Origin of the sequence: Bacillus sp. 275 (assembly GCF_001999205.1) — a bacterium.
Lineage (GTDB): Bacteria > Bacillota > Bacilli > Bacillales > Bacillaceae > Bacillus > Bacillus velezensis.
Window position 1 is genome coordinate 2,503,464 of the sequence record NZ_CP019626.1, and the last position, 12,954, is coordinate 2,516,417.

General features: G+C 48.4%; 13 protein-coding genes. 4 read left to right on the forward strand and 9 right to left on the reverse strand.

Features of this window, described 5'->3' with window-relative positions:
- Window positions 1-37: 37 nt before the first annotated feature.
- Window positions 38-712 carry a hypothetical protein gene (locus tag BZ167_RS12165; protein WP_007407530.1) on the forward strand — a complete coding sequence of 225 codons (675 nt, stop codon included), beginning with the start codon at window positions 38-40 and terminating at the stop codon, window positions 710-712.
- A 48-nt stretch (window positions 713-760) separates the two neighbouring features.
- Here BZ167_RS12165 and BZ167_RS12170 read toward each other — a convergent pair whose 3' ends face one another.
- Entirely contained in the window at window positions 761-2,092 is a 1,332-nt protein-coding gene (locus BZ167_RS12170; RefSeq protein WP_015418370.1) for an arsenic transporter, read from the reverse strand.
- A gap of 194 nt (window positions 2,093-2,286) precedes the next feature.
- Window positions 2,287-3,195 carry an acetoin biosynthesis transcriptional regulator AlsR gene (alsR, locus tag BZ167_RS12175; RefSeq protein WP_015418369.1) on the reverse strand — a complete coding sequence of 303 codons (909 nt, stop codon included), beginning with the start codon at window positions 3,193-3,195 and terminating at the stop codon, window positions 2,287-2,289.
- Window positions 3,196-3,351: 156 nt separating this feature from the next.
- Here alsR and alsS point away from each other — a divergent pair, with 156 nt between their 5' ends.
- The 3 genes from alsS (at window position 3,352) to BZ167_RS12190 (ending at window position 6,519) form a co-directional block, all read left to right on the forward strand.
- Window positions 3,352-5,064, forward strand: coding sequence for an acetolactate synthase AlsS (gene alsS / locus BZ167_RS12180; protein WP_007407527.1), 1,713 nt, complete (start codon window positions 3,352-3,354; stop codon window positions 5,062-5,064).
- A gap of 60 nt (window positions 5,065-5,124) precedes the next feature.
- Window positions 5,125-5,892, forward strand: a complete 768-nt coding sequence (gene budA, locus BZ167_RS12185) for an acetolactate decarboxylase (RefSeq protein ID WP_003151318.1) — start codon at window positions 5,125-5,127, stop codon at window positions 5,890-5,892.
- A gap of 102 nt (window positions 5,893-5,994) precedes the next feature.
- Entirely contained in the window at window positions 5,995-6,519 is a 525-nt protein-coding gene (locus tag BZ167_RS12190; protein WP_003151320.1) for an NAD(P)H-dependent oxidoreductase, read from the forward strand.
- A gap of 124 nt (window positions 6,520-6,643) precedes the next feature.
- Here the strand turns inward: BZ167_RS12190 and BZ167_RS12195 are convergent, their stop codons facing one another.
- From BZ167_RS12195 to BZ167_RS12225, 7 genes are read right to left on the reverse strand one after another with little or no spacing between them, the layout of a single operon-like run.
- Entirely contained in the window at window positions 6,644-7,177 is a 534-nt protein-coding gene (locus BZ167_RS12195) for an SH3 domain-containing protein (RefSeq protein ID WP_033574421.1), read from the reverse strand.
- A 60-nt stretch (window positions 7,178-7,237) separates the two neighbouring features.
- Complete coding sequence (gene rbsB / locus BZ167_RS12200; RefSeq protein ID WP_007407524.1) at window positions 7,238-8,155, reverse strand: ribose ABC transporter substrate-binding protein RbsB; 918 nt, start codon at window positions 8,153-8,155, stop codon at window positions 7,238-7,240.
- Window positions 8,156-8,168: 13 nt separating this feature from the next.
- Window positions 8,169-9,140, reverse strand: coding sequence for a ribose ABC transporter permease RbsC (gene rbsC, locus BZ167_RS12205; RefSeq protein ID WP_012118605.1), 972 nt, complete (start codon window positions 9,138-9,140; stop codon window positions 8,169-8,171).
- Entirely contained in the window at window positions 9,130-10,623 is a 1,494-nt protein-coding gene (locus BZ167_RS12210) for a sugar ABC transporter ATP-binding protein (RefSeq protein ID WP_015418367.1), read from the reverse strand. Before BZ167_RS12210 ends, rbsC begins: the two co-directional genes overlap by 11 nt.
- Window positions 10,624-10,639: 16 nt before the next feature.
- The gene (rbsD, locus tag BZ167_RS12215; protein ID WP_015418366.1) at window positions 10,640-11,035 is read right to left on the reverse strand and encodes a D-ribose pyranase; all 396 of its coding nucleotides are present in this window, start codon (window positions 11,033-11,035) and stop codon (window positions 10,640-10,642) included.
- A complete protein-coding gene (rbsK, locus tag BZ167_RS12220) occupies window positions 11,032-11,913 on the reverse strand; it encodes a ribokinase (RefSeq protein ID WP_039253589.1) in 882 nt (293 codons plus the stop codon). The genes rbsD and rbsK overlap by 4 nt, the downstream gene beginning before the upstream one ends.
- On the reverse strand, window positions 11,906-12,895 hold the full coding sequence (locus tag BZ167_RS12225; protein ID WP_015418365.1) for a LacI family DNA-binding transcriptional regulator: 990 nt from the start codon (window positions 12,893-12,895) through the stop codon (window positions 11,906-11,908). Before BZ167_RS12225 ends, rbsK begins: the two co-directional genes overlap by 8 nt.
- Between the last annotated feature and the right edge of the window lie 59 nt (window positions 12,896-12,954).

Below are 12,954 nucleotides of genomic sequence, written 5' to 3' on the forward strand. Positions count from 1 at the left end.
AAAGATTGTCCGTAAACGCGGGAGAGGGGGGAATGAAATGGCTGGATTAAGCAGATTTCTGGATAAACAAGTCGATATTGAGATATCGGGGAATACGACATTTTCAGGAACTCTTTTGGATATCGGTCAGGATATCATTGTGATTCATGACGGCCGGACGTTTCTTTATATTCCGCTGCTGCACCTTCAGAGGATGACATTGACGCTCCCGGACGAAGAGAATAAAGAACCGTACGCAAGAAAAAAAAGTCCGCATCCCGAAAAACAGGAACATTCCTTTTCTTACCGGAATACCCTCCAGCATATAAAAGGCAGATTCACAGAAATATTTGTTACGGGAGACCGTTCCATTCATGGGTATGTGACAAGTGTTTTAAATGATTATTTTGTTTTCTTCTCTCCGGTTTATAAGACTCTTTTCATCTCGATGCATCATTTGAAATGGCTGACACCCTATTCCGATGAGCAGACGCCGTATACATTAAACAGTTCAGAGCTGCCGGTTGTTCCCGCTAATGTGCCCCTCGTCCGGAATTTTGAGGAGCAATTAAAAAGATATATCGGGAAGCTGATTATTCTGGATTTAGGAGATATACCGAATAAAGTCGGACTGTTACAGGATGTCTCAGATAATATTCTTGAATTGACCAATGCAGACGGAGATACTGTTTTTTGGAAATTGAATCATTTAAAAACCATGCACCTGCCATAAATGATAAAACTGCCTCTCTTATACAGCAGGCAGTTTTTTTCATCAGGGCTAAAGGTAAATCCAACTGATCCAAACATATAAAACGGTAATGGTAAACACGACGGTGAGAGGGACAACGATAATGGTCGTTTTGATATATTCTGACCAAGAAACTTTTTCGCCGTGCTGTCTGATGATATGCATCCAGATCAGCGTGGCTAATGTCCCGATCGGCAGAAGCAATGATCCGATATCACTGCCGATAATATTAGCCAGATAAATGATTTTTACGGTTAAGGGGTCAATGGACATTTCAGTTAAGGTCAAAGTGCTGATCATTAAGGCGGGATGGTTATTGAACAAATTAGAGAGGACGGATGTAGCAATGCCCATAATAGATGCGGCGTGGGCAATGCTTTGTGAGACATAAGGCTCAATAGACTGAACAAGCAGCGCCGTCAGTCCGATATTATGCAGTCCGTAGATGATAATGTACATCGTGAAGGCAAAAATAAAGATATGCCAAGGCGCTTTCCTTAATAAGTCTGCCGGTCCGATTTTTAAATAAATCCATCTCCAGCCAAGCAGGATGACTGAACTGATGACAGCCACGAGCGAAACGGATATGCCGTTGTAAGAAGCTGCAAACAGACTGATCCGGACGAACAATACAAATGCCAAAACACAAAACATGATGTTCGTACGGCTGTTTTGGGTCGGGTCCGGCGGAGGCTGAAGCGGATGATATCGTTTGTGTTCCAGCGAATCAAAATGAACCGGAATATCGGGGAGCTGTTTCGGCAAACGGCGGTAAAAAACGGCAAACAGCAGAAAGGCCATAAACACCAGTCCCAGCGTGCCGGGGATAAACATCATATTGGTGTACAAATAAAGGTCCATGCCTATCATTTTGAGAGAAATTAAATTGACGATATTACTGACGCCGATCGGGGTGCTTGCCGCCGTCGCAATTAATACGCCGCTTATTAAATACGGTGTTTTCTGATGTCTTTTAAGTCCGAGATATTGTAAGACCAATAGTAAAATAGGAGTGGTGATTAAGACGCTGCCGTCATTATTCAGAAAGAGCGTCATTGAAAAACAGAGCAGGTTGGTCAGCCAAAAAAGCCGGATGCCCGATCCCTTGGCGCGGTGAAGCAGTTTGGCCGCCGCCCAGTTAAAAAAACCGAAGCTTTCCAGCGCGATCGCCATAATCATTGTGGAGATAATGGTGATTGATGCTCCGGTGACTTTTGACCCTATATCCCCCAAATCATGAAAGGAAACGGTTCCGCATAACAAAACGAGAATGGCGCCCAGCGACGCCGGAACGGCTTCATTTAATCCCCCGGGTCTCCAAAAGATAAAAATAATGGTCACAAAGAAAGAAATCAGGGTCAAAATGACGGTAATATGTGTAATGTGTTCTGCCTCCTTTTAGATGGGTCATTGCCGCCCCGTTATTTTTATCCCTCCTGATCAGTTGTACTGTATGTATACGGGTACAGGTCGTAAGGTGTACTGAGCGTTTCTACCAATTTAGTAAAAATCCATAAAAGCACAAAAAAAGAGGCTGCTTTCGGCGGCCCTCTTTTTTATGCATTTTCCTTATCCGCCTGCAATAAAGCCTGGCGTTTATTCATAATATCCAGAAAATGTTTCAGAATCGGATTTTGATTATCCTTGCGGTAGGCAATGACCCATTCGGCAGTGAGCTGCACCTGATTAATGCCGCGGTAGGCGACTTCGAGATTAAACAGCTTTTTAGCAGAAGAAGGCACGAAGGTCACACCGATGCCGGCACTAACCAATCCGATCACCATTTGATACTCCGTCGCTTCCTGAACGATTTTCGGTTTGAAGCCCGCCTGCTCGCAGTAGTTTACAAACTCTAGGTATAAAGTCGGCCATGTTTCTTTCGACAGTGTGATAATCGGTTCATTTTTTAAATCGTGAATGTCGATTGTCTGTTTAGCGGTAAGCGGGTGCTGCTTCGGCAAGGCCAGAATGCACGGACTGCTCTGCACCTTTTCCATATGTAACGCGGAATGCTGTAAAGGCGGATGAAGGATGCCGATATCAATGTTCCCCTTCAGAAGTTCTTCCTGCTGTCTGAAAGAAGAAATTTCACGCAGATCAAGCTTGACGGAGGGGAATTTTTCGCGGAATTCCCGAATGATCGGCGGCAGAAATTCATATGTGGCCGAGCCGACAAAACCGACGACAAGGCGGCCGAGCTCTCCCCGCGCCGTTCTCTGCGCCATTTCAATCGCTTTGTCTATTTCTTCGATCGCGTTTCTGCTGTGTTTTAAAAAACTTTCTCCGGCAGCTGAAAGCTCTACAACCCGTTTCGTGCGCTTTAATAAGGTCACGCCGACTTCCTTCTCAAGCTGTTTGATCTGCTGGCTGAGAGGCGGCTGTGTCATATTTAACCGAAGCGCAGCTTTGCCGAAATGAAGTTCTTCGGCAACGGCAATAAAGTATTGAAGATGGCGAAGCTCCATCCTTATCCATTCCTTTCTCTTTGTTAATTATTCGTGAAACATATTAATCATACGGCGAATTGATATTGGAGGTCAATTTCCAAAGAGTGTATAGTGAATAATATCACAAATTACTTAAAATTTTATATTTAATATGCATAATAAGGAGTGAGGGTGTTGGCAAAAGCAACAAATGAACTAAAAACCTCTGGAAAAAATCGGGGGGCGGAGCTTGTTGTTGATTGCTTAGTGGAGCAAGGTGTCACACATGTTTTTGGCATTCCGGGTGCAAAAATTGATGCAGTATTTGATGCGTTAAAAGATAAAGGACCTGAACTGGTTTTATGCCGTCACGAACAGAACGCTGCATTTATGGCTGCGGCTGTCGGAAGACTGACTGGAAAACCAGGCGTTTGTCTCGTTACTTCAGGCCCGGGGGCATCCAACTTGGCGACCGGCTTGTTAACGGCTAATACAGAAGGTGATCCGGTAGTGGCGCTGGCGGGTAACGTAATTCGCGCAGACCGGTTAAAACGGACACACCAATCATTGGACAATGCGGCGCTATTTCAGCCGATTACAAAATACAGTGTAGAAGTACAGGAAACAGGGAATATACCAGAAGCGGTAACAAACGCCTTCAGGGCAGCGTCAGCAGGTCAGGCAGGCGCGGCTTTCGTGAGCTTTCCGCAGGATGTTGTGAATGAAATCACAAATGTGAAAAACGTACGCAGCGTGCCGGCGCCGAAACAAGGCCCTGCACCGGAAGAAGCGGTCAGCGCGGCTATCGCGAAAATCCAGACGGCGAAACTTCCCGTTCTGTTAGTCGGCATGAAAGGCGGAAGACCGGAGGCGGTAAAACAAATCCGCAAACTGCTTGCCAAAACAAAACTGCCTTTCGTAGAAACGTACCAAGGGGCCGGCACATTGTCCAGAGAGCTGGAAGACCAATATTTCGGCCGGATCGGACTGTTCCGCAACCAGCCGGGCGATCTTCTGCTTGAACAGGCGGATGTCGTATTAACGATCGGTTATGATCCGATTGAATACGATCCGAAGTTCTGGAACGTAAACGGTGACCGTGCTATTATCCATCTTGACGAAATCCAGGCCGATATCGATCATGCCTATCAGCCGGAATTAGAATTATTAGGCGATATCGCCGCTACGGTTAAACAAATTGAACACGACGCTGTGACATTTGATATGGGCAGCCGTGAACAAGAAGTGCTGAGCGAATTAAAACAGATGCTCACAGACAGCGAGAAGGCGCCAAGCGACCATAAATCCGACAGAGTGCATCCTCTGCAAATCGTCCAAGAACTGCGCAATGCAATTGATGACGACGTAACCGTCACTTGCGATATCGGTTCTCACGCGATCTGGATGTCCCGCTACTTCCGCGCTTATGAGCCGCTGAAACTGTTGATCAGCAACGGCATGCAGACATTGGGCGTAGCGCTTCCTTGGGCGATTGCCGCCACATTGGTGAATCCGGGTGAAAAAGTCGTATCCGTTTCAGGAGACGGAGGATTCCTGTTCTCTGCAATGGAATTGGAAACGGCAGTCCGCTTAAAAGCGCCGATCGTTCACCTTGTATGGAATGACAGCACATATGATATGGTCGCATTCCAGCAAATGAAAAAATATAACCGTACATCATGCGTAGATTTCGGAAACATTGACATCGTAAAATATGCAGAAAGCTTCGGCGCCACCGGCTTGCGCGTTGAGTCACCGGAACAGCTGGCAGACGTGCTGCAAAAAGGCTTGAACACAGAAGGCCCTGTCATCATTGACATTCCTGTCGATTACAGTGACAATGTCCATTTATCAAGCGACATGCTTCCGAAGCAATTCAAAGAAAAAATGAAAGCAAAAGCTCTCTAGCACTCTGCGCACCATGACCTGTTTTCTAAAACAGCCCAATTTAAAAGGAGTGAAGGGAATATGAAAAATGCAAGCGACATCCATATGATGAGCCGCGGAGAAAAAGGCTCACCTGAGGATCAGATCTATCAAGTATCAACAATGACATCTCTGCTGGACGGAGTATATGACGGAGATTTTGATATGGCTGACATTCCGAAGTTCGGTGATTTCGGAATCGGCACGTTCAACAAATTGGACGGCGAATTAATCGGATTTGACGGAGAATTTTACCGTCTGCGCGGCGACGGAACGGCTACGCCTGTTAAAGGCGGAGACCTGTCACCATTCTGCTCATTCACATTTTTCACGCCTGATATGACGCATACGATCGACGGCGAAATGACCCGTGAAGAATTCGAGCAGGAAATCGCCAGCCTTCTGCCTAGTAAAAACTTATTTTATGCGATCCGTTTAGACGGCGTATTTAAAAAGGTGCAGACAAGAACGGTAGAACGCCAGGAGAAACCGTACGTTCCGATGATAGAAGCGGTGAAAACACAGCCTGTGTTCAACTTTGACGACATTCAGGGTACAATCGCCGGCTTCTGGACGCCGGGTTACGCAAACGGCATCGCTGTTTCCGGATACCACCTGCACTTCATTGATGAAGGACGCAATTCCGGGGGACACGTGTTTGACTATGTCATTAAAGATTGTAAAGTGACCATTTCTCAAAAAATGAATATGAACCTCAAGCTTCCGAATACGGCGGACTTTTTCAACGCAAATTTAGATAATCCGAATTTTGCGAAGGATATCGAAACAACCGAAGGAAGCCCGGAATAAATTAAAAAAGAAAGCCCCATTTTTCTCGGGGGCTTTCTTTTTATTTGGCTGAACCGGCAAAGATTAGGTAAAATACAGTCAAAAGGGAAAGGTGTGGTAGCTGTGAAAGTATTGGTATTAGCGGTTCATCCTGACATGGATAACTCAGCGGTCAATAAGGCGTGGACAGAAGAATTAAAAAATCATGATGACATCACGGTCCGTGAGCTTTATAAAGAATATCCGGACGGGAAAATAGATGGGGAAAAGGAACGGCAGCTGTGTGAACAGTATGACCGGATCGTATTTCAATTCCCGCTGTACTGGTACAGTGCGCCTCCGCTTTTAAAAACATGGATGGATCATGTGCTGGCGTATGGCTGGGCTTACGGTTCCAAAGGAAAGGCGCTGCACGGCAAAGAATTGCTGCTGGCTGTTTCTGTAGGTGCCGGAGAGGATGCATATCAGGCAGGCGGGTCCAACCATTTTTCACTGAGCGAGCTCTTAAGGCCGTTTCAGGCAATGGCTAATTTTACGGGTATGACCTATTTGCCGGCTTTCGCGATGTACGGGGTAAGCAGCGCCGATGCTGCGGCTATCCGTGACAATGCCAAACGCCTGGCGGATTACATAAAGAAGCCATTTTAGAGTCGTATGCATTCATCTTCATCCGACAATATTTCCTGAGAAATATTTCGAACCTTAGACGTTTCTGACTGCCCAAGAAAGAAAAAACGGATTTCGCGCTGAATTTGCGAAATCCGTTTTGATATTATGTCAGTTTTTGCAGATCTTTTGTGCTGATATATCCCGTTGCGCCCCCGTAATCGACAAGCGCCCAGCCGAAGTCAATGCCGCCGCCGGCTGTCTTTTTCCATCCGAGGAAAGAAACGCTCGTGTTTTTAGCAAGGGAAGCTTTGACCGCTTGTTTGTCTGTATATACTTTTGTTTTTGCCGTTGTTTTTACGGTTGTTGCTTCTTTAACAATATAATGAGTAGATACAAATCCTGTTTTTCCGTTTTTATAATGTACTTTTGCCCAGTCAGCGTTCTGGAATGAAACGATCTTTAAGCTGTCGCCTAAATGAAGGGTATCAGCTCTCGGACTGGCTGCTGATGCTTTTGTTCTGACGTTCAATGCTTCCGCGGAAACGAGATAAGAGTCAAGCGGGTAGCTGTACAGATCGTCAATTTTGACCGCTTCCTGCGCGTGTGTCTCCGAAAGAGGCGTTATTCCGGCAGCTGAAGCCGCTGTTATTCCCGCTGCAAGGGTCAGAATGGATGCCGCTTTGGCTGTTTTCTTCATCTGTATCTCTCCTTTTACTTCATCCTTTCACGTTTTATCGGAAGTCTAAACATCGGCCGGTTATTTTTGTGTTTGAAGTTTCAATGGAGCGGAAATGGTTTTTTTGACTTTTTCTCCTTTGAGCACCTGCTCCGCCGCTTCGGCCGCCAGTTTTCCGATCAGCTCCGGCTGCTGGGCGACCGTGGCTGTCAGCTTTCCGTTTTTAATGGAAGAAATCGCATCTTTATTTCCGTCGAAACCGACGACCAAAATGTGTTTGCCCGAGCTGTTAATCGCTTCGAGCGCTCCGAGTGCCATTTCATCATTATGGGCGAACACGGCTTTAATATCCGGATGTCCCTGCAGCAGGTTTTCCATGACGGTCAATCCTTTTGTACGGTCAAAATCCGCCGCTTGCTTTGTTACGACATCCAGCTTTTTGTCGGCAATATGATGAAAGCCCGTTCCGCGTTCCCGTGTCGCGGATGCGCCCGGCACCCCTTGCAATTCCGCCACTTTGGCGCCTTTTCCGAGCTGGTCGGCGAGGTAGTCAGCCGCCATTTCTCCTCCTTTGACATTGTCAGAGGCGACAAGCGTTTCGACTTTGCCGTGTTCGGCTGAACGATCAAGCGCAATGACGGGAATGCCGAGGGAATTTGCCGATTCGACGGCTGTTGAAATCGCTGATGAATCGGTCGGGTTAATCAGCAGCGCATCGACTCCCTGCTGGATCAAATCTTCTACGTCATTTGACTGTTTAGATGAATCATTTTGAGCATCGACAATAATGACCTTCATGCCCCGTTTTTTGGCTTCCTTTACAACGCCTTCTTTTAATGAAACGAAGAACGGATTGTTCAATGTGGAGACGGAGAGCCCGATAGTGAATTCTTTTTTATGTTTTGTGTTTGACGGTTTTGCCCATTGTGGCGGTTCAAGTGAACAGGCGGACAGCAAAAACAGTGATAATGCCGCGATCGTGATGATGGCTTTCTTCATAATGGTCCTCCTACTATGCCGATTTTTTGCGGTCCAGCAGCACCGCGATTAAAATGACGATTCCTTTGACGACGAGCTGATAAAAAGATGATACGCCGAGAAGGTTCAAGCCGTTGTTCAGCGTACCGATAATCAAAACCCCGATCAGCGTACCGATGATGCGCCCTCGACCGCCGGACAGGCTCGTTCCGCCGAGAACGACCGCTGCGATGGCGTCCAGCTCGTATGATTCCCCGGCCGTCGGCTGTGCGGAATTTAAGCGTGATGTCAGAATCGCTCCCGCCAGCGCCGATAATAAACCTGTCAGAGAATAGATCATGATCTTGATGCGGGGCACTTTGATTCCCGATATCAGCGCCGCTTTCTCATTGCCGCCGATGGCGTATGTCCGGCGGCCGAACGGTGTTTTGTGCAGAAGAACCCACAGGGCCGCAAATGCAATCAGCATCGTAATGGCAGGTACGGGAATACCGAGAAAATAACCGCGTCCGAATAATTGAAATGCGTAATTTGAACCGAGCCCCGTAATCGGATTTCCGTCCGTATAGACGAGGGTCAGTCCGCGAAAGACGGTCATTGTCGCCAAAGTGGCGATGAACGGCGCCATTTTTCCTTTTGTGATTAATAATCCGTTTATCATGCCGAGTACGGCGCCGATTACGCAGCCGATGATGACGGCTAAGATCGGGTCGATGCCTGAGACCATCATACCTGCGACTAATGCGCTCGATAAGGCGAGGATGGCTCCGACAGAGAGATCAATGCCTCCCGTTAAAATGACAAACGTCATTCCGAATGCAATCAGAGCGTTAATCGCAACCTGCCGAAGAAGGTTGAGAATATTGAGGGGTTCAAGAAAACTCGGGTTTAAAACGGAAACGATCAGCACAAGAATCAGTAAGCCGAGAAACGGACCGAGTTTTTGCGTGAAGGTGTGAATGGAAAATCGCTTTTGTTCAGTTGATGTCATTGGTTCAGTTTTCATACTGCTGCCCTCCCGTGGCAAGTGTCATGATGTGTTCTTGTGTTGCGCCGGCCGCATTGATTTCTCCGCTGATGCGCCCTTCGTGGACGACGATGATTCTGTCACTCATGCCGAGAATTTCCGGCAGCTCGGAAGACACCATGATGATGGCGACTCCGCGATCGGTCAGTTCATTCATTAATGAATAGATTTCCCTTTTCGCGCCTACGTCGACGCCTCTTGTCGGTTCATCAAGGATGAGAACTTTCGGGCCGATTCCAATCCATTTGGCGATGACGACTTTTTGTTGATTTCCTCCTGATAAATGCCGGGCGGCGGTTTCCGGAGATGCGGTCTTAATGGTCAGACGCTTGATGAGCAGCTCAACGAACTCCGCCTCGCGTTTTCGGTCAATGATGCCTTTCGGAGAGAAGCTGGTCAGGTTCGGCAATGAGATATTTTCACGAATGGACGTATCCAGCAGCAGCCCTTCATCTTTGCGGTTCTCCGTAATCAGGCCGAGTCCCTTACGGATGGCATCGTACGGACCCCGAATGCCGGTTTTTCGGCCGGAAATCCAGATCTCTCCGGAATCGAGCCTGTCAATTCCGAACAGCGCCCTCATGATTTCTGTCCGTCCGGCACCCATTAAACCGGAAACGCCGAGGATTTCTCCGGCGCTCACATGGAAACTGATCTGTGAAAAGCTTCCTTTTTTTGAGGCGTTTTTCACTTCGAGCACCTTATCGCCGAGTGACGGCGTGCGAGTCGGATACCGATCGGTCAGCTCCCGCCCGACCATTTTTTTGACCACTTCATCAAAATTAGTTTCTTTCATATGCGCCGTATCGACAGTGAGGCCGTCCCGCATAATGGTGATCCGGTCGCAAATCGAAAATATCTCTTCCATTCGGTGCGAAATATAGACGATGGATACGCCGTCCCGCTTTAACGCCGTCATCACGTCAAACAGTTTGCTGATTTCCCGTTCGGTCAGCGCCGCGGTCGGTTCGTCCATAATAATGACTTCGGCGTTTGTCATCAGCGCTTTGGCAATCTCAATCATCTGCTGCTGTCCGACGGAACATTGTCCGGCTTCCCGGTCAAGAGGAAGAGAGACTCCCAGTTTTTCAAGCTGTGATTTTGCTAGCGCTTTCATTTTCTTCGTTTCCAAAACGCCGAACGCCGTCGTCAGCTCTTTGCCGATAAAAAGGTTTTCAAGCACCGTCATGTCCGGCCATATATTCAGTTCCTGATGGATAAAGGCGATTCCGTGCTTTTCGGCTTCCTTTGGATTGGAGAAGCTCATGTTTGTTCCGTTTATCGTAATGTTTCCCTTGTCGAGCCGGTAGAGCCCGGTGAGCAGATTCATTAACGTCGATTTGCCCGCTCCGTTTTCTCCCATTAAAGCGTGGATTTCTCCCGGCAGAAGCTCAAATGAGACGCCGGAGAGCACTTGGTTTTTGCCGAATGCTTTATGAATGTCTGTCATGCCGATGTGCATGCTGGATCCCTTCTTTCTAGAAAATCACACCCGCCTGCAGGATGCAGTTGGCGTATGGTGTCATTTCACCCGTTCGGATGACGGCTTTTGCTTTCTGTGTGAGCCGTTTGAATTCCTCGTGGGACATGTACTCGATCGTCTGCGCTGAGAAATGGCTTTCTATGAAACTTGCATTCTCAGGGTTTGCGTCTTTGATCTCGGAAGCGGCGATCACCTTTTCGACTGCCATCTCCCCGGCTACCAGGCTGGTCACGTCCCGAAAGGCGGGAACGCCCGCCATTAAGGACAAATCAATTTTAGGGACGCCGTCAGGGACGGGGAGACCCGCATCGGCGATTGCGATGAGGTCTGTATGCCCGAGATCGGCTAATACTTTGGCAATGTGGCTGTTTAACATTCCGTGTTTTTTCATGACAGCAGCTCCTCAACTTCTTTTCTGGCCGGCATGCCGCCTTGGGCGCCGAAGTGCTGCACGGACAGGGAGGCGGCGCGGTTGGCAAACAGGAGCGCTTGCTCAATGTCCCGTCCTTCCGCGAGTGCGACGGCAAGTGCCGCATTAAAGGTATCGCCGGCTCCCGTCGTGTCGACCGCTTCTGCAGGGAAGGCGGGAACAAGCCGTTCCGCGGTGCCGTCTGAGTAGCGCACGCCTTGTTTTCCTTCGGTAATGAACAGTTTGCCGGGATAGCCGGCGAGCGCTTCTTCTTTCGTCCGGTCAGGAAATAAAATGGATGCTTCATGTTCGTTCGGCGTAAGATATGCGGCATCCTCAATCGTCGATTGTTTCAGCGGCCGGGCCGGCGCGGGATTCAGAATAACCGGAATTTGCTGCGCGCGGCAGTAGCTGCACACTGCTTCAACGGTTTCTTCAGGAATCTCCTGCTGGATCAGCACGATATCAATGCCGGGAAGTTTTGCCAGCGCACTTTTGGCATAATCGGGGGAGATGTCATCGTTTGCGCCTTTTACGACGACGATGCTGTTGTCTCCTTCTGCGAGCACAATATGAGCCGTTCCGCTTTTTTTATGTGTAACCGTTTCCATATAGTCCGTATTGACACCGTTTGCCTTCAGGTTTTCAATAATCGCTTTTCCGTAGCTGTCATTGCCTGCTTTTCCTACCATATATACGTTTGCGCCCAGGCGGGAAGCGGCTACGGCCTGATTTGCGCCTTTTCCTCCGGGCACGGTTTGAAAGTCTGTGCCCAGTACGGTTTCTCCGGCTTTCGGACGCCGTTCAGATGTGACGACCAGATCCATAGAACAGCTTCCGATAACACAAATTTCACTCATGGTGATCATCCTTTCTTGTCGTTTGTCTTCTTATGTAAGTCACGGGCATTTGAATGGCCGTCTCTTTCGGCGGCTCTTTCTTTATCAATTGCAGCAGCAGGTTTGCCGCTTGTTTTCCCATCTCATATGCAGGCTGGCGGATGGTTGAAAGCGGCGGAAACAAAAGCCTGCTCTGCGGAATATCGTCGTATCCGATGATCTGAATCTCCTCCGGAACTTTTTTGCCGAGCCGCAGCGCCTCATGGAGGACGGCAGCCGCCGCAATGTCGTTGCTGGCAATGACTCCGTCGGTTTCAGGGTATGCTGCAAACAATTCTTCTGCTAAAATGGCGGCATCCTTGATGGAAAATGAAGCGGCGGAGATGACATTGAACTGCGCGTTCGCTTTTTGCAGCACGTTAAGTGCGCCGTTAAAACGTTCCTGAGCGGTCGGAAGGTGGGCTGGGCCTTTGACAAGCGTGATGCTTGTGCTTTTGCCGCGAAGCATTTCCTCAGCCGCCCGTTTTCCGCCTGCCCGCCCGTCACTGAATACGGATGGGGCGCCTTCTTTTGTCCGGTCCAGAAATACGACCGGGTAAAGGCTGCCGCTGTATTCGGGAAGGTCGGGGTAATGGGTGGCCGCCAAAATACCGGCAACTTGATTTTGTTTAAATGTTTGCAGGTAGTCGAGTTCTTTTTCCAATTCTTCATCGCTGTTGCCGATGATCAGCCGGTATCCTTCCCGCTGCAACTCGTCTTCAGCGCCGCGGGCAAGCTGAGGGAAAAAGGGATTCGTAATATCCGGAAGCAAGAGCCCGACCAGTCTGGATTCTCTTTTATAAAGAGAGCGGGCAACTTCATTCGGATAATAATTCAGCTTCTCCATGGCAAGCATGACCTTCGTTCGTGTATCTTCATGCACGTAGCCGTTGTCATTGAGGACACGTGAAACTGTGGCAACAGAGACGCCGGCAGCGCCTGCCACATCTTTAATCGTTGCCAACAAACACTCCTCCTTCAACTATGTAACCGTTTACATAAAAAGAGTAACACGAATCATTT